The following is an 18,006-nucleotide window of genomic DNA, read 5'->3' as shown; positions in this document are numbered from 1 at the left end:
ATGCGGTTGGTCACCTACCTGTTCCGGTCCGCACGCGGGACCTTCCTTCTGGCCCTCGCGGCGGGCCTGGTCAGCGGCATCGCCGGGGCCGCGTTCATCGCCCCGGTCAACGCGGCCCTGGGCGACCCGGACGAGGCCGCCTCGGGGTCCATTTGGATCTGGTACGTCGCGTTGTGCCTGATCGCCGTCGTCACCCGGGCGTTCGCGCAGATCCAGTTGTTCCGCCTGTCCCAGCAGGTGATCTACCGGCTGCGCCGCCGCATGGTGGACGCCATCCTGGACGCCCCGCTGCGCGCGGTCGAGACGACCGGCACTCCGCGCCTGTACTCCGCGCTCGCCGACGACGTCGTCGTGGTCGCCGACGCGCTGCCGGGCCTCCCGCTGGTCTGCTCAAGCGCCGCCTTCCTCCTGGTCGTCATCGTCTACCTCGTGATCGTCTCGCCGGTCGTCGCGCTGGTCACGCTCGCCGCCGCCGTCGCCGGAGTCGCCGCGTACCGGGCCTTCGCCGCGTACGGCATGCGCTATCTGGCCGCGGCCCGCACCGAGCAGGACGCCCTGTTCGAGCACTTCCGCACGGTCGTGGAGGGCGTCAAGGAGCTCAAGCTGAACCGGGCCCGGCGCGACGCGCTGGCGGGCCGCGCGCTCGACGCGACCGCGATGTCCTACCGGCGGCACAGCGTCGTGGGCCTGTCGGTCTTCGAGGCGGCGGCCGGAAGCGGGCAGGCGATCATCTTCGCCCTGGTGGGCGTGCTGCTGTTCGCGCTTCCCGCGATGGCGGCGATCCCCGCGGCGTCGATCGCCGCCGCCGTGCTCGTGATCCTCTTCGCGGTCTCCAGCCTGCAGGGCGTCCTGGTCTGGCTGCCGACCCTCGGCCGGGCCTCGATCGCGCTCGGCAGCATCGAGGCCCGGCTCACCGAACTGGAGACGGCCGGCCGGGAGGAGCCCGCCACGACGCCGACCCCCGCGTTCGGCGACTGGCGGTCGATCCGGCTGCACGGCGTACGGCACGTCTACCGGGGGCCGACGGGGGAGGAGTTCACGCTGGGGCCGCTGGACCTGCGGGTACGCCGCGGCGAGGTCCTGTTCGTGGTCGGCGGGAACGGCAGCGGCAAGACCACCCTCGCCAAGCTGATCACCGGCCTGTACCCGCCGCAAGGCGGCACGATCCGGATCGGCGGAACCGAGGTCACCGGCATAAAGGACACCGGCATAAAGGACACCGGCATAGAGGACACCGGCGTAGAGATCACCGACGCCGACCGGGACGCGTACCGCCAGCAGTTCTCGGCCGTCTTCTCCGATTTCCACCTGTTCGACAACCTGCTCGGCCTGCCCCCGCAGGACCTGCTGGACAAGGCGCGGCACTATCTGGCCCGGCTGCGGCTCGACCACAAGGTGAGCATCGTCGACGACCGGTTCTCGGCCACGGCGCTGTCCCAGGGGCAGCGCAAACGGCTCGCGCTGCTGCTCGCCTTCCTGGAGGACCGCCCGGCCTACGTGTTCGACGAGTGGGCCGCCGACCAGGACCCGGAGTTCAAACGGTTCTTCTACCGCGAGCTGCTCGCCGAGCTGAAGGCCAGGGACAAGGCGGTCGTGGTGATCAGCCACGACGACCGCTACTTCGACGCGGCCGACCGGCTCGTCCGGCTCGACTACGGCCAGATCAGCGACGCCCCGGCCTGGCTCACGTCCCCGCCGCCGGGGCCGGGCGACCCCGAGGAGGTGCGGTCGTGACCGGAATCGGCCGATGGCTGCCGGGCCAGGAGCCCAGCCCGTACGCCGGGCGGCGCCTGATCTGCCTGCCGTACGCGGGAGGCGCGGCGGCGGCCTACCAGATCTGGCGGTGGCTCGCCCCGGACGGCCTCCAGGTGTGCCCGGTGGAGCTGCCGGGCCGCGGCGCCCGGTTCGGCGAGGACCTGTTCCAGCGCCTGACCCCCCTGGTCGAAACGCTGGCGGACGCGATCGCCCCGGCCCTCGACCGGCCGTTCGCGATCTTCGGCCACAGCATGGGCGCGCTGCTCGCCTTCGAGCTGACCCGGACGCTGCGGAAATTCGGCCTGCCCGAGCCGGAGCACCTGTTCGTCTCCGGCGCGGTCGCCCCCGGCACGCCCCGCCGGGAGCGCCCGCTGCACGACGCCCCCGACAACGAGATCAGGCGGAAACTGCGGACGCTCGGCGGCACCCCCGAGGAACTGCTCGGCAACGACGAGCTCATGGAGCTGATGCTGCCCGTCCTGCGGGCGGACTTCGCCGTGCTGGAGACCTACGAGTACCGCGAGCAGGCCCCGCTCGCCGTCCCCATCACCGTCCTCGCCGGCCGGTCGGACCCGGTCGTGCCCGTGTCGGCGCTGCGCGGATGGCGCGACCAGTCGACCGTTCCGCTGCGGCTGCGTCTGTTCCCCGGAGGCCACTTCTACCTGCACGACGCCGCCGCCGACATCGTGCGGCTGATCTCCGACACGCTTCGCCACGCCCGCCAAGTGGAGAGGAAATGACCGACACAACCGGGATGCCCGAGACGGTGGGCGACGCCTTCGCGCTCATCGCGGCGCAGGACCGCGCCCTGCTGCCGCCCGGAATCATCGACGCCTACCCGCTGACCCCCCGCCAGTACACGCGCCTGTGGTGGGGCGACGGGCCCGCCGCCGCGGTCGTCGCCGGATACCGCGTGCCGAGCGGCACGTCGTTCACGCCCGACGCCCTCGACGCGGTGATCCACCGCCACGAGGTGCTCCGTACCTCGATCGACCTCGACGGCTACGGCGAGCCCCTGCTGCTCGTGCACGCGCGCGCCTCCCGCGCGGTGTCCTGGCACGACCACACCGGCATCGCCGCCGACGAGGGCGAGCGGCGGCTCGCCCGCATCGTCGCGGCCGAACGGGCGACGCGGATCGACCCGGCGGACCCGCCGCTGCTGCGGGTGAACGTGGTCGCCGAGCCGGACGGCGGCCAGGTCCTGCTGCTGTCCGCGAGCCCCCTGCTGTGCGATCTCGTCGACCTGGACCTTCTCGCGGCGGAACTGCTGCCGCCGGAGCCGCCGCGGCCGTCGGACCGGGCCCGCGGGCCCGCCGTGATCCGGCACTCCGCCTGCGCGGCGGCCGAGCTGGCGACGCTGTCGGACGAGGCGGACTGGGACCACTGGGCGACCGTCACCGGGACGCGCGTCCCCTTCACCCTGCCGTCGGCGTACCGGGGCGATTCGGGGCAGGCCGAGCACACCGTCGAGTTCTCCGACCTGCGCGCCGGACTGGACGCCCTCGCGGCGCAGGCCGGGGCCGAGCCGTGGATCGCGCTGCTCGCCGCCCACGTGGCCGTGCTCGGCATGCTCACCCGGGAGCCCGCCGTGCACACCGACCTGGTCCTCGGCCCCGACTGCGGCGAGGAACTGCACCGCCGTACGCTCCCGCTGCCCGTCGGCCGGGCCCGCACCTGGCGAGAACTCGTGGCACGGGTCCGCCAGGACGAACGGGACTGCCGGGCACACCGCCACATCCCGGGCGACGAGCCGGTCCGCGACGCCACCCACGCGATCTTTGAGGTGGACGGGCGCGCCCGGCCCGCCCCGGCGATCGTCCGCACCGACGAGCCGCACGGCCTGCGCGTCATCGCCGGGGCGGAGCGGCTGCGCCTGCGCGTCCGGGGCGAGTCGGTGGCCGCGCCGCACGCGGCACGGATCGCCGCCATGTACCGGGCCGTGCTGGAGGCGATGGCGGCCGACCCCGACGGCGACGCGCGTGCGGCGTGCCTGCCCCCGGGGGAATGGCGGGACGTGCTGACGACGTGGGCCGTGGGCCCGACGGTCGCCCGCGGCGACGCCTGCGTACCCGAGCTGTTCGAGGCCCAGGCGAAGGCGATGCCGGACGCGACGGCGGTGCGGGCGCCCGACGGCGACCTCACCTACCGGGAACTGGACGAACGGGCGAACCGGATCGCCCGCCACCTCGCCGCGCTCGGCGCCGGGCCGGACGTCTTCGTCGGCGTACGGCTCGGGCGGACCGCCGACCTGCTGCCGACGGTGCTCGGCGTGTGGAAGTGCGGGGCCGTCTACCTGCCGCTCGACCCCGAGCTGCCGGAGGCCCGGCGACGGCACATGATCTCCGCGGCGGGGTACACGCTCGTGGTCGACGCGGAGTTCCTGCGCCGGGACCGCGCGGCGATCGAGGCGCGGCCCGCCTCGCCGCTCGGGCTGCGCACGGACCCGGCCCGGCTCGCCTACGTGATCTACACGTCGGGTTCCACGGGCAAGCCCAAGGGCGTGCTCGTCGAGCATCGCGGGCTCGTCAACTACCTGTTGTGGACGTGCGAGGCGTACGCGGGGCAGGGCACGGGCGGGGCCCCGGTGTTCTCGTCGATCTCCTTCGACCTCGGCATCCCCAACCTGCTGACGCCGCTGCTCACCGGCCAGGCCGTCCACCTGCTGCCGGACGGGCTCGACCCCGCCGACCTGGGGAACGCCCTCGCCGCGGGCACGCCGTACGCCTTCGTGAAGATGACGCCCGGACACCTCGACCTGCTCTCCTACGCGCTCACCGCCGAGCAGGCCCACGGCCTCGCCGGGATCGTCATCGCGGCGGGCGACTCGTTCAGCACCGACCTCGCCGCACGGTGGATCCGGCTCGCCGGCCCCGGCGGCACCCGCGTGGCGACCGAGTACGGGCCGACCGAGATCACCATCGGCAACTCCGGGCAGCAGGTCGCCGAACCGCCGGAGACCGACCTCGTGCCGCTCGGGCAGCCGATTCCGAACACCACGATGCGGGTGCTCGACGAACGGCTGCGTCCCGTCCCGGTGGGAGTGCCCGGCGAGATCTGCATCGGCGGGGTGGGCGTGGCCCGCGGCTACTTAGGACATCCCGACCTCACCGCCGACCGGTTCGTGCCCGACCCGTACGGGCCGCCGGGATCCCGGCTGTACCGCAGCGGCGACCTCGGACGCTGGCTGCCCGGCGGCGTCCTCGACTTCCTCGGCCGCATCGACGGCCAGATGAAGATCCGCGGCTACCGGGTCGAGCCGGGGGAGATCCAGGCGGCCGTGCGCGAGCACCCGGACGTGCGGGACTGCGTCGTCGCGGCGCGCCAGTCGGGGCTGGTGGCGTACGTGGTGCTCGTGCCGGGGCGGCGGCTGGACGCGGCGGCGCTCCGCGAGCACCTGGCGGAGCACCTGCCGGACCACATGATCCCGTCGGCGTTCGTCGCGATCGACCGCATCCCGCTGACGGCCAACGGAAAGGTCGACAGCCGTGCGCTGCCCTCGCTTCTTTGATATCACGCCCTCCAGCGCCTTCTCCGGCACGTTTTCTGACACGTCGTTTTCCGGCACACCGGTCTTCGGCGCAGTGATTTTCGGCGCCTCGTTCTTTGCCACCCCGTCCTCCGGTGCACCGGTCCTCGGTGCCTCGTTTTCTGACACGCCGTTCCCTCACCCCCCGTCACCCGGACGCGGAATCTCCGCGACGCCGTCCTTCATAGACAGGTATTCGGCACGACCGAAAGCACATCCGGCACCACGAAAGGGAATGTCATGACGCTCCACGACGCGCTACCTACGACAGAGCGCACAATGGACGGACCTCGGACAGAGCGCACCACGGACGGCCACCGGCTGAAGCTGACCGGCGCGGAGCGCGCGGCGGTGTGGGCACTCGCAGTGGAACTCACCGGGACGACACCCGGCCTGATTGACGACCTTGACTGGGTCGCCCGAGCGCGGCGGCTGAGCAGCGGGTTGCCCGAGCGGCTGCGCCAGGCGATCCGGGAATTCCGGCACGACCCCGGAGACCAGGGCGCATTGATCATCAGCAATTTGCCCGTCGCCGGGTACGAACTCCCCAACACGCCGGACATGCCCCAGTCGGTGGAGCGGATCGTGTCGCCGCCCGCCGCCACCGTCATGCTGGCCGGGCTCCAACTAGGCGAGGTCGTCGCCTACCGCGAGGAGAAACACGGCGCACTGGTGCAGAACATCGTCCCGGTGCCGGGCCTGGAGACGTCGCAGAGCAACGCCGGCGCCGTACCGCTGGAATTCCACATCGAAAACGCCTTCCACCCCTTCCGCCCGGACTATGTGGGCCTGCTGTGCCTGCGCAGCGACCACCTGAAGCAGGCGGGGACCACCGTGGCGTCGATGCGGCACGCCCTCTCGCGCATCAGCGACGACGACCTCGCGGTGCTGCGCGAGCCGCGCTTCGCGACCTCGTCCCCGCCGTCCTTCCAGACCGACCTGCGCAGCGGCCCGCACCCGTTGATCGACGGCGCGGCCGAGGACCCGAACCTGCTGGTCGACTTCAACGCCACGGTGGCCCTCGACGACGAGGCGGGCGCGGTGCTGAAGCGGCTGCGCGCCGTCCTGGACGACGTGACCACGGCCGTCGTGCTGCAGCCCGGCGACATGGTGTTCGTCGACAACCGGACCGCCGTGCACGGCCGTACCCACTTCACCCCCCGCTACGACGGGAAGGACCGGTGGCTGCTGCGGGTGCACATCCACCTGGACAACCGGCGCAGCCGGGTGCGCCGCCCCGGCAACGGCCCGGTCATGATCTGAGGAGAGTCAATGGACAAAGCCGACACCTATCTCGTCGTCGTCAACGACGAGGAGCAGTACTCGGTGTGGTGGGAGGACCAGGAGGTGCCGGCCGGCTGGCGTGCCACCGGCTTCCGCGGCACCCGTGAGGAATGCCTGAACCACATCACCGAGGAATGGACCGACATGCGCCCGGCAAGCCTGCGGGCGCGCACCGCGCCGTCCGAGCCGTCCGAGCCGCCCGCCCGCTGACCCGGCGGCGCCCCCACCCCCGTCACGACCGTCACTTCCGCCGCATCGCAGGAGAACCATGTCCACAACCACGAGGGCGACCCCCTCGGCCGGTCACGGCACGCGGCAACGCGAGTCCGCCCTGTACCGGCTCGGGGCCGGGGCCGCACGGCACCCCATCCGGGTCATCCTCGCCTGGCTCGTCTTGCTCGCCGCCGCCACGGTGTCCGCGGGCTACTTCACCTCGCACCTCACCAGTGGAGGCAACGAGGTGACCGACTCGGAGTCGCTACGGGCCGAGCAGGTGATCGAGGGCCGGTTCCCCAGCGTCGCGAGCGAAGGCGACGTGTTCGTGGTCCACTCCGCTCGGCTGACCGCGCAGGACCCGGAGTTCCGACGCGCCGTGGACGGCGTCGTCGGCCGGGCGGCCGCCCGGCCCGAGGTCATCTCGGTCGGCATCCCCTACACCGCGCCGGAGCGGCTGATCTCCCCGGACGGGCACACCGCGCTCGTCCGGGTCGGCCTCACCGGCGATCCGGTGGAACTGCAGCGGCAGGCCGGGCCGCTGCAGGAGGTGGCGCGGAGCCTCAGCACGCCCGAGATCGAGGTGTATCTCACCGGGTCGGCCCCGCTCGCGGCGGAGATCGGCGCGCAGGGCGGCGAGGATCTGGCGCGGGCGGAGAGCATCGGCTTCCCCGCGGCGGCCGTCGTGCTGGTGATCGCCTTCGGCTCGTTGGTCGCGGCGGGCATACCGCTGCTGCTCGGGGTCGTGACGCTGCTCGCCGCCTTCGGCGTGCTGGGCGTCGCCGCCCTCTTCACCGATTTCGACGTGTTCGTGCAGACGGCGGTGAGCATGGTCGCCATCGCCGTCGGCATCGACTACTCGCTGTTCATCGTCACCCGGTTCCGTGAGGAGCTCGCCCGCGCGACGGGCGACCGCGCCGAGGCGGCCGGGCGGACCATGGAGACGGCGGGGCACGCGGTCGTGTTCTCCGCGATCACCGTGGTCGTCGCGCTCACCGGCCTGCTGCTGGTCAGAGCGCCGAGCGTACACGCGATGGCGCTGGGCATGATCGCCGCCGTGACCGTGATGATGATCATCGCGGTGACGTTGCTGCCCGCCGTACTCGGGCTGCTGGGGGAGCGCATCAACCGCCTCGCCGTACCGTGGGCGCGGCGGTCGCTGGCGAACCCGGATCCGGAGCACTCGGCGTGGGCGCGGATCGCCGCGATGGTGATGCGCCGCCCGCTGGTGATCGCCACGGTGGTGACGCTCGCCCTCGGGGCCGCGTCGCTGCCGGTGTTCCAGCTTCAGTACGGCGTCGACCTGGGCACCGGCGCCGTCAGCGACTCCCGGGCGGGCAAAGGGTACAACCTGGTCGCGCAGGCGTTCGCGCCCGGCGCGCTGACGCCGATCAGCGTGGTCGCGGCCAACCGGGACGGCCTGTTCACCGACGCGCAACTCGACGCCATCGCCCGCTTCACCGCCGACGCCGAACGCGACGCCCGGATCGACGAGGTGGTGTCGATCACCGGCGTACTCGACGAGCAGGTCCGGTCGCACGACTCCACCGCGCTGGCCCAGGTCATCACCGCCGCCCACGACCGCGTCCAGGAACTGGTGAGCAGAGACGGCGGCGCCGCCGTCATCACCATCTGGTCCCGCTACGGCGCCGACACAGAACAGACCGCCGGACTCGTCCGCGACCTGCGCGAACGGGCCCACGCCGCCTTCACCCCGGTCGGCCTGACCGCCTCCACCGGAGGCTCACCGGCGCGCATCGTCGACGTCACCGACGAGAGCACCCGCGGCATGCCGCTGGTTGTCGGCTCCGTGCTCGCCGCCTCCTGGGTACTGCTCCTGATCGCCTTCCGGTCGCTGGTGCTGCCGTTCCTCGCCATCGTGATGAACCTGCTGACCTCGGGCGCCGCCTTCGGCCTGGCCGTCCTGGTGTTCCAGGAGGGGCACGGCGCGGACCTGTTCGGCGTGCAACGCACCGGATTCGTCCAGGTGCTCGTGCCGCTGTTCGCCTTCGCGCTGGTCTTCGGCCTCTCCATGGACTACCAGGTGTTCATGCTGTCGCGAATGCGCGAGGAGTACGCCCGCACCGGCGACAGCACCGGCGCGGTCACCTCGGGCATCACCCACACGGCCCGCGTCATCACCGCCGCCGCCACCATCATGGTCGTCGTCTTCGCCGCCTTCATGTTCACCCGCAACCTTGAGATCAAGCAGATGGGCTTCATGCTGGGCCTGGCCGTACTGATCGACGCCACCATCGTCCGCCTGCTGCTCATGCCGTCCCTGATCCGCCTCATGGGCCGCTGGGCCTGGTGGCCGGCCCGCGTCACCACGCCCGACCGGCCCTGCCCTGTGGAACCGCCGAAGTGACCGACGGCCGGTCTACGGCGTCGCGCCGACCACCGGGCGGGCGGTGGGCGGTCGTTCACGCGAGGGCGGTCTGCGCGGCCTCCTTCGCGTACTCGCCCGCCCACCGGCGGTCCGCCTTGCCCGCCGCCGTACGGACGAGCTCGTCGACGAACAGCACCCGGGTCGGCTTCTTGTAGCTCGCCAGGTTCGCGCGTACGTGCTCGATGAGATCCTCCTCGGTGGCCGCCGCGCCCTGCTTGAGCACCACGATCGCGTGCGGGGTCTGGCCCCATCGCGGATGCGGCACGCCGACCAGGACCGCGTCGGCCACCGCCGGGTGCTCGATCAGGACCCCTTCGACCTCCTCGGCGTCGATCTTCTCGCCGCCGCTGTTGATGACGCCGCTCGCCCGCCCGAGCAGCGTGAGCGAGCCGTCCTCGTGCAGGATGGCGCGGTCGCCGGGCATCGCGTAGCGCACGCCGTCGATGACGCGGAAGGTGGCGGCGGTCTTGTCGGGGTCGCCGAGGTAGCCGAGGGGCATCCGTCCCGGCGCGGCCAGCAGGCCCACCTCGCCGGAGCCGGGCACCACGTCCCGGCCGTCCTCGCCGATGACGCGGGCGTTGGGCGCGAGCATGAACCGCGACGTCTCCGGGTCGTCGCCGCGCACAGTCGTGAGGATCCCGTACGGCCCGCCCTCGCTGGAGGCGATCACGTCCATGCACCGGATGTCGGCGTGCCTGAGCAGGGCGAGCTTCGGCCCGGCGCTCCACCGCATCCCCGCGCTGCGCACCTGCCGCAGGCTCGACAGATCGTACGGCGTGCCCGCGGCGACGGCCCGATCCAGCTCCTCCACCATCGGCGTGCACTGCACGTCCCCGATGATGACGATCTCGTTGACCCGGCGGCGTACGACGGTCTCCCACAACTCCTTGGCGGAGAAGGACGCGCCCGCGAGCAGCGCCACCTCCGCCCCGACCCCCAGCGCGCCGAACATCGCGAACATGCCGGTGCCGTGCAGCACCGGCGAGGCCGGCATGAGCACGGGCCGCTCGGCGGCGCGGCCGAGCTCGGCGGCGATCCGCAGGGCGTCGGCGAGGGTCTCCGGCGGCTCCAGCTCGCGTCGGCGGTACTCGTTCGCGCCGACCCCGATGATCTCGCCCTGCCGCCACACCGTGCCCTTGGGCCTGCCGGTGGTGCCGCCCGTGTACAGGATGATCTGCTCGTCGGCGCTGCCCGGCCGGCGCGGCGCGGGCTCGGCGGCGGCGAGCGCGGACTCGTACCAGACGAACCCGGACCCGAGGGAGTCACCGGACTCGACGGCGACGTCCGGGATGGCGACGCGGGCCACCCGAGCCTCGGTGCCCTCGGCGGCCTCGGCCGCGACCGGGACCACGGACGCGCCCACGACCAGCCCCCGGGCCCCCGAGTCGGTCAGCAGGTGACGAAGCTCGCCCGCGCGGTAGCGCACGTTCAGGTTGACCGGGGTGAGTCCGGCCTTGAACAGCGCGAACATCACCTCCATGTGCTCCACCGAGTTGCGCAGCCCGACCGCGACCCGGTCGCCGGGGACCAGCCCGGCGGCGAGCAGATGCCCCGCGAGCCGGGAGGCCCGCTCCTCGGCCTCGCCCCAGGTCCGCACCCGGTCCCCGCAGGAGACGGCCGGGAGGTCGTCGAGGACGTCGGCGAGACCATGCCACAGGTCGGCGAGCCCGTGCCCGCTCATCGAGCCGCTCCCACGACCGGGCCGGGCTCGGCGGCGTTGTGCTGGTGATCCTTACGGCAGAGACGACTGAGCATGACGGGGAGAGAGTCTGTCACGAGTAAGACAATGTCGCGCCGGGGCTCCTATCGCTCCCCCCATTTCCGTTACGCGAAAAGCAAGTTTCGATCGGCAGGGCGGCGTCGTCGGCGGTCGCGTGCCGTACGCGCCGTCCACGAACGGAACCGGCGGCACGGAAACCCGTGCCGCCGGCACCTGCGGGGAGGGCGAGGCTTCACCCCTTCGGGGAGGGCCGGGAGATCACGGCCCGGTGTACAGCAGCACGTTCGGCGAGTTCGTGCCCGCCCCGGTGACCACGCCGGTGGTTCCGGCCCCCACGATGGCGTTGCGCACCTGGGCGGGGCCGGCCGTGGGGTTCGCGGACAGGTAGAGCGCCGCCGCGCCCGCGACGTGCGGGGACGCCATCGACGTGCCGCTGATCGTGTTGCGGGCCGTCGAGCTGGTGTACCAGGCGGAGGTGATGTCCGAGCCGGGCGCGAAGATGTCCAGGCACTGTCCCCAGTTGGAGTAGCTCGCCCGCGCGTCGGTGGTCGTCGTCGCGCCCACGGTGATCGCCGCCGGGGTCCTGGCCGGGGAGTTGTTGCACGCGTTGCCGTTGTTGTTGCCGGCCGCGACCGCGTACGTGACGCCGGAGTTGATGGAGTTGGCCACGGCGGCGTCGATGGCCGCGCTGCCGCCGGTGACGCCGAGGCTCATGTTCGCCACGGCGGGCTTGACCGCGTTGGCGGTGACCCAGTCGACACCGGCGATGACGCCCGAGATCGTGCCGCTGCCCGAGCAGTTGAGCACCCGTACGCCGATCAGCCGCACGCCCTTGGCGACGCCATAGGTGGAGCCGCCGATCGTGCCCGCGACGTGCGTGCCGTGTCCGTTGCAGTCGGAGGCGTCGTTGTCGTTGTCGACGAAGTCACGCCCGCTGGTCGCCCGGCCGCCGAAGTCGGCGTGGCTGAATCGGATGCCGGTGTCGATGACGTACGCGTTCACGTTGTCGGCGGTCCTGGCGTAGCTGTACAGCGAGTTCAGCGGCAGGCGGCGCTGATCGACCCGGTCCAGCCCCCAGGACGGCGGGTTGACCTGGTCGGCGTTGATCGAGACCTCCCGGTCCTGCTCGACGAAGGCCACGTTGGGGTCGGCGGCCACCTCCTTGGCCTGCTCGGGGGTCGCCTGCATGGTGAAGCCCTGGAGCGCGTGCTCGTACACGATCCCGGTCCGCGCGCCCTTGCTCTGCGCCACGTCACGAGCGCGGTCCGGCACGCTCCTCCTGCGCGCTCTCGCGTCGTCCTTCAGAACGACGATGTAGTTCCCGCTGATCGCCGCCGGGGTGCCGGAGGGAGCGGCAGGGGCAGGGTCGTCCGCCGAGGCGGGAGACGCCATGACGAAGCCGGCGGTAACCGGCGTGATCATGACCAGCGCCGCCATCAGCCGTCGGGTGGCGCTTCGGAGAGATCGATGCATTGCGAGCCGATCCTTTACATGGGGGGTGGAAGGAAAGGAGCATCTTTCGTCGGACATCGTCAATGCATCGACACAAGACGATCATCGTCTGATCCTGACAATTATCCCTGACACATGTTGCAGAAGTTTGTTATTGGACGTTTGTGTCAAGAGATGAAAAAGGGCATCATTGGGGCAAATGAGGTTCACAATGCGGTCGCGCCTCTCAACGCGCCGGTTGACGCATCAGGAAGCACCGAGCCTCGACGCCAGTGCACACGCCGCCCCGCCGAGGTACGCCTGCGGCGGATGCATGCAGCCCGCCCGAATGCCGACCATCCCCGACCACCGATGCCGACGAGCACCCCCGACAGGCCGGGCCGCGCGCCCTGTGCAGACCGGTCGGCAAGGACCACCTTGAATCGGGAGTTCTCCGCTTTCGATCCCAAGCTCAGCCACCGGCGTCCGTCGGCAGAAAGGCGACTCCGTCCCCCGCGACAAGCGGCAACCGCTCGTCACGCGTGACCTGGTCACCATTGATCGCCGCCACCACATGCCGGTCCAGGGCCAGCCCGACCGCCGACGCCGCGGCCCCGATCGTCGCGGCCCGTACGGTGACCGACCGATGCCCGGCCTTCCGCGCCAACGCCCCGAAACACTCGACCACGACCTCCGGCGGCGGCCGGTGCCGCGCCTCCTCGTAGTCCTCCCTGGTGTTGACGTTCACCACGGAATCCAGCTCCGGATCGCGCCGCGCGAGTTCCGAATCCGCCAGCAGCCGCGCGTCATCCAGCCACGCCACCTCGCAGTGCTTGAAAAGCATGCCCGGCCGGAGATCGCCCTTGTCGAGCAGATCGGCGACCAGCCCGGCCAGCCCGGTCCGATAACCGGCCGCCAACGGCTGCCGAAACCCCCGGGCCACCGGCAACGCCACATCGACCCCAGAATCGCCCAACCCCCGCAGCACACAGCGGACAAAGGCCGGATGCAGGAACGGCAGGTCGGTAGAGCAGACAAAGGCCGACTCGGCCCGATCCGCCACCGCCGCCAGCCCCACGGCCAGCCCCTGCATCGGCCCCCGCCCCTCCACCGGGTCCTCCACCACGGCGACCCCCGACGGCAGCGGCGGCAACTCCTGCCCGGGAGCCGCCACCACGACGACCGGCCCCTCCACCGCCCTGCCGACCACCGCCACGGCCCGGTACAGCAGCGTCGAGCCATGCCATTCCAGCCAGGCCTTCGACGTCCCCATCCGCGTCGAACGCCCACCCGCGAGCACCACACCAGCCGCACTCAACATGGCCGCATGCTAGGTCACGAAGCCTGCACCCACCCGCACGGGAACAACCCCCGGGCCGGTGTCAGCCTCGGCGAGAACACAAGGTGACGTGAAAAATACATTCGAAATCGCGACGCTAAGCCGCCGCCCATCGGGATCACGGGCCGATCCGGCTCCAGGCCTTCGCACACGCGGCGGCCATGAATCAATCCCCTGACCTGCCCAGACCTTGCGATCGAGCAGAAAGATCGCCTTCCCTGTAACGCGGACGTTCATTACAACCGTTAAACCGGACGATTTCCTTGCACTTGTTTCCGTGATTCCGCACATGCCAGCCTCCAAACGCGGACTTGATCGGTGAAGGCCTGCCGCAGATCTCGGTCGGCTCACTTGGATCGAGTCCGCAGCGATGGCCGTCGGCGTTCTCTGAACTCGCGCCCATCGCACGTTTTATAAGACCCCGTGGGCATCTCATGGGACCGATCGGAAGGAAAGGAGTGCGGATGCGAAGGTTGTCTCGACTTGCCATGGCCGGCATGTTGACGGCGGCAATCGGCGGAGCAGGTCTACTGACCGCATCTCCCGCACACGCATACACCTACGAACTTCAAATCTGGAACAAGGCCTTCTTCACAGCGGACTTCTGCCTCACCAGGCAGAATTACGACAACCACAACGACGCCGCCTATACATGCACCGGCGACGTGCTTAACGAACAGGGTCGCACGATCAGACTGGACGGCGTCTCAGATCGCTATCGGGTCTACCTCGACATATGGGTCCGGGGTGGACGTACGGCCAAACAGATCACGATACTCAACGGCCACCAGGAGAGAGTGGGCCGGTACGTATCAAACACAAAGTATTGCCAAGTTGACGGCATCATCACCTCCTGGACCCTCACGTGCGATGGGGAGGTATTCTACAAGCACTAGGTTCAGGTCGCCGGAGCCGCACCCGCTCCCAAGAATCGCGCACCGAACTGGGCCGGCTCAGGAACCGGAGGCGCACCGAAAACGTGCTCACAGGCCCTGCCACACAGGGCCTGTGAACACTACAACATCACGAATCGCCACCAATCTCCGCCGTGGCCGACCGGTACCACAAAATACGTTCGCATCGAGGATTCCTTACGGCATTGGAGGTCAGCTTCCTAGGCTGTTCAGGAGCTCGGTGACGCGGACGGTGGCGTCATGATCCGGACCGTAAAGTTTGACGAGGTCATCGCGCAAGTCCGAGAGCGTCGCTCGGGCACTGTGCACAGCACCGATATCGACTTCCAGTTCGGCTACCTGGCGACGCAGTTCCAGGAGGCGCGTGTCGTTCTCAGGGAAGCGGCTCATCTCGTCCGCCAGCAGTTCGCGCAGGATGTGCAGTGCGCGCTCGGGGTCACCGGCCCGGTCGAGGCACGTCGCCTCTTGTCGCCTGCAGTACGATATCCACTCCTGGTCCGGCTCCGGCTGCTGGAGCAGGTCGTCGGCGACCCTCCGGTACTCCTGGGCGGCCCGAAGGTAGTCTCGGCCATCGAACAGAACGTCCGCGAGCCGCGTGCGCAGTTCGATGACGTCACCGTCATCGGGGCCGAGCTTCTGGCTCGCCGATCCGGCGACATTGGCCAGCAGCTCCGCCGCTTCGTCATAACGCGACTGTCTGGCCAGAGACGTCGCCTGCCTGCGAGCGCGGCCGATGACGCTGCGGCTGAAGTCGTCATCCGCTGGAGGAGTTCTCGCGGCGGGAACCGCAGGCCGTGTCGTAGTGGTGAGGGTACGGCTCACCGCGTGCGCGTACATCCGGACAGGACTGGGGCCCGGGGCGGTCAAATCGCCGAGCGGGCCGGCGTCGGCCAGATGCGGCATGAGGCGGTCGTGCACCTCGGCGGCCGAACTGGGCCTGTCCTCCGGCCGCTTCTCCAGCATCGCCAGGACGAGCTCGTCCAGTTCCCTTGGTACGTCCGGGCGTAACTGCCCGGCCGGGCGAGGACGGGCGTTGACGTGCTGATCCATCACGCTGAACTCGGACGGACCGGTGAACAGGGGGCGGCCGGTGAGCAGCTCGTGCAGCACGGTGCCCAGGGAGTAGATGTCGCTTCGGGCCGTGGGCTCCGCGGCGTTGACCTGCTCGGGCGACATGTAGGCGGCGGTGCCGAGCCGCTGACCGGTCTTGGTCACCTTGGTCATCTCGGGGTCGTGCATCAGGGCCAGGCCGAAGTCGACCACCTGGATGGAGCCGTCGCGGCGCACCATGAGGTTGGAGGGCTTGAGGTCCCGGTGCAGGATCTCAAGCCTGTGCGCCGCCGCCAGCACCGCGGCCACCTGGGCGCCGATGGACGCGACCCATCCGATGGGGAGCGGCCCCTGCTCGGCGACGACATCGTCAACGGCCGTTCCGTCGACGAACTGCATCACCATGAACAGCCGGTTTCCCAGCACCGGATCCTGGTAGGTGCCGAAGTCGTAAAGGACCGGTGCGCCCGGATGGGAGAGCCGCGACATGATCTTTGCCTCATGGGTGAACCGGGACTCAAGCTCCGGTTCCCGCACCCCGTCGGGGAAACGGATGAACTTGATCGCCACCCGCCGGCCCAGTTTCTCGTCCTGAGCGCCCCAGACCACGCCCATGCCGCCCCTGCCCAGGTGGACAGGATCAAGCCGGTAGCGATCGAGGATGAGGGCCACCCGTGCCTCCAGAGATCACTCGGGACGCAGACTGCCGTCGAAGAGGCCGTCGACGCCGACCGACACAAGATTATCGCCGATCTCACGAAGGGCACGGATGGCGTCCTCGAAGCGGAGGGATTGGCGCAAGGCCTCGCCGTACCGGCGTCGCTCCCGTTATAGAGAGCCTGGGCAACTGCGCGCGACGGGGGTCGTGCCGCGTTGAGGAGCCGAGCCGGATGACAATTTCCGTACGACCCACTCCCTGTACGTCGACAAGAGCGCGCTGAGGCGTCACTTCATCCCAGATATAGCCTGGCCGAATGGCAAGAAATGGTCGGACGGCGCCGGTCATCCTCCTCGCGATAGACGATCTTCCTCACCCGCAGGGCCTCACCGCCATGCTGTGCCTTCGTATGACGACCTCAGTTCGATCCCACGATGGCTTGTAAGGGGGTCCTCATCCTGAGGCGGCAAAATGCTCGAATTGCCGCTATGTCTTGTGCCTTATCATGCGGATCATGGCATGGGGTCCAGATCGCGGACACGGGGTACCTTACCGGCGCGAGCCCATGCCGCCGGAGAGCCTGGTCTGGGCATTGGCGCCCACGTTCTGCTGTTGCGGAGTCCTGGTTCCCTTCATGATGGCCCACGCCGCCTACCGGTTGCGAAGCCAGAACCTATGGATCTTCGCAGCCGGTTATGGCGCGGTGGTGGTGGGAGGCCTCGCGGCCTCCGGCGCTCTGCAGAATGTGCCGACCGACGACTGGCGGCGGGTCATCCTCTCCGTCATTTGGTTCTTCGTCTTGTGCTTGGGGGGAACAGTCCATCTGTTCACCCTTCGGCGGCAGGTCTTCGGTTATGCCGCCGTGCGGCAGATGCCGCCGCCCCCGCCGCCCACGCAGGCGCATCAACCCACGCAGGTGCATCAACCCACGCACGCGACCACGGGGCCTGCCGCCTTCCGATGGATCGGACCGTACGCTCTGCTGACCAAGATCGGCGAGGGAGGGCAGGGCTCCGTGTTCCTGGCGCGGACTCCGCAGGGGCAGCAGGTGGCGGTCAAGGTGTTGCACGCCAGGGTAGGGCCTGGCGAGCGTGAGGGCTTCCTGGCTGAGGCCAGCGCGGCTCGGCGCGTCCCCAGCTACTGCACCGCCCGAGTCATAGACGTCGGTGTGGACGACGGCGTCCCGTACATCGTCAGCGAATACGTGCGGGGGCCGTCTTTGGACCAGCTGGTCCGCCGTGAGGGTCCGCTGCACCCGGACAGTCTCACTCGACTGGCCATCTCGACCGCCGCCGCGCTCAACGGGATTCACGGTGCGGGCATCGTGCACCGCGACTTCAAGCCGGCGAACGTTCTGCTGGCGCCGGACGGGCCAAGGGTGATCGACTTCGGGATCGCCCGTGCCATCGACCGGTTCACAACCTCTGGGGCGTCGAAAGGAACGCCGGCCTTCATGTCGCCCGAGCAGTTCCACGGCGGACAGGTGGGTCCTGCCTCTGACATCTTCAGTTGGGGTTCCACCCTCTACTTCGCGGCGACCGGGCGGTTGGCCTTCGACGGGCCCGCCTACTACCAAGTGGCCAATCAGATCATGTATCACTCTCCTGACCTCAGCGCCGTGCCCGGGCAACTTCGGGAGGTGGTCGCTGCCTGCCTGTACAAGAATCCCGGCGACCGGCCTTCCGCTGAGCAACTGTTGATCACGCTGTCTCGTTGACCCGCCCGCC

Annotated in this window: 12 protein-coding genes; 8 read left to right on the top strand and 4 right to left on the bottom strand. The window is 70.2% G+C overall.

Annotated elements, in window-relative coordinates:
• The 6 genes from AB0K60_RS28405 (at position 1) to AB0K60_RS28380 (ending at position 9,146) form a co-directional block, all read left to right on the top strand.
• The gene (locus AB0K60_RS28405) at positions 1-1,734 is read left to right on the top strand and encodes a cyclic peptide export ABC transporter (RefSeq protein WP_364061590.1); all 1,734 of its coding nucleotides are present in this window, start codon (positions 1-3) and stop codon (positions 1,732-1,734) included.
• Complete coding sequence (locus AB0K60_RS28400; RefSeq protein ID WP_364061587.1) at positions 1,731-2,495, top strand: alpha/beta fold hydrolase; 765 nt, start codon at positions 1,731-1,733, stop codon at positions 2,493-2,495. Before AB0K60_RS28405 ends, AB0K60_RS28400 begins: the two co-directional genes overlap by 4 nt.
• Complete coding sequence (locus AB0K60_RS28395) at positions 2,492-5,263, top strand: amino acid adenylation domain-containing protein (protein ID WP_364061584.1); 2,772 nt, start codon at positions 2,492-2,494, stop codon at positions 5,261-5,263. Before AB0K60_RS28400 ends, AB0K60_RS28395 begins: the two co-directional genes overlap by 4 nt.
• 297 nt (positions 5,264-5,560) lie before the next feature.
• The gene (locus AB0K60_RS28390) at positions 5,561-6,544 is read left to right on the top strand and encodes a TauD/TfdA family dioxygenase (RefSeq protein WP_364061581.1); all 984 of its coding nucleotides are present in this window, start codon (positions 5,561-5,563) and stop codon (positions 6,542-6,544) included.
• 9 nt (positions 6,545-6,553) lie between these two features.
• Entirely contained in the window at positions 6,554-6,775 is a 222-nt protein-coding gene (locus tag AB0K60_RS28385; protein ID WP_364061578.1) for an MbtH family NRPS accessory protein, read from the top strand.
• A gap of 58 nt (positions 6,776-6,833) precedes the next feature.
• Positions 6,834-9,146 carry an MMPL family transporter gene (locus AB0K60_RS28380; protein ID WP_364061575.1) on the top strand — a complete coding sequence of 771 codons (2,313 nt, stop codon included), beginning with the start codon at positions 6,834-6,836 and terminating at the stop codon, positions 9,144-9,146.
• A 55-nt stretch (positions 9,147-9,201) separates the two neighbouring features.
• On the opposite strand, the gene AB0K60_RS28375 is transcribed toward AB0K60_RS28380, so the two are convergent.
• From AB0K60_RS28375 to AB0K60_RS28365, 3 genes are all read right to left on the bottom strand, one after another.
• Positions 9,202-10,848 (bottom strand): AMP-binding protein, encoded by a 1,647-nt coding sequence (locus AB0K60_RS28375; protein WP_364061572.1) that lies wholly within the window; start codon positions 10,846-10,848, stop codon positions 9,202-9,204.
• Positions 10,849-11,145: 297 nt separating this feature from the next.
• Positions 11,146-12,360 (bottom strand): S8 family peptidase, encoded by a 1,215-nt coding sequence (locus AB0K60_RS28370; RefSeq protein WP_364061569.1) that lies wholly within the window; start codon positions 12,358-12,360, stop codon positions 11,146-11,148.
• A gap of 430 nt (positions 12,361-12,790) precedes the next feature.
• The gene (locus AB0K60_RS28365; protein WP_364061566.1) at positions 12,791-13,639 is read right to left on the bottom strand and encodes an NTP transferase domain-containing protein; all 849 of its coding nucleotides are present in this window, start codon (positions 13,637-13,639) and stop codon (positions 12,791-12,793) included.
• A 482-nt stretch (positions 13,640-14,121) separates the two neighbouring features.
• On the opposite strand from AB0K60_RS28365, the gene AB0K60_RS28360 reads away from it, so the two are divergent.
• Positions 14,122-14,553, top strand: a complete 432-nt coding sequence (locus AB0K60_RS28360; protein WP_364061563.1) for a hypothetical protein — start codon at positions 14,122-14,124, stop codon at positions 14,551-14,553.
• A 210-nt stretch (positions 14,554-14,763) separates the two neighbouring features.
• On the opposite strand, the gene AB0K60_RS28355 is transcribed toward AB0K60_RS28360, so the two are convergent.
• On the bottom strand, positions 14,764-16,293 hold the full coding sequence (locus AB0K60_RS28355) for a serine/threonine-protein kinase (RefSeq protein WP_364061561.1): 1,530 nt from the start codon (positions 16,291-16,293) through the stop codon (positions 14,764-14,766).
• Between the two features lie 620 nt (positions 16,294-16,913).
• Here AB0K60_RS28355 and AB0K60_RS28350 point away from each other — a divergent pair.
• Positions 16,914-17,996: a serine/threonine-protein kinase gene (locus AB0K60_RS28350; protein WP_364061558.1), complete on the top strand. Its 1,083-nt coding sequence runs from the start codon at positions 16,914-16,916 to the stop codon at positions 17,994-17,996.
• Positions 17,997-18,006: the final 10 nt, after the last annotated feature.

This window comes from Thermopolyspora sp. NPDC052614, from assembly GCF_040678635.1.
Lineage (GTDB): Bacteria > Actinomycetota > Actinomycetes > Streptosporangiales > Streptosporangiaceae > Thermopolyspora.
The sequence above is the reverse complement of the archived record's forward strand: the minus strand, read 5'-3'. Positions and strand labels throughout refer to the sequence as shown.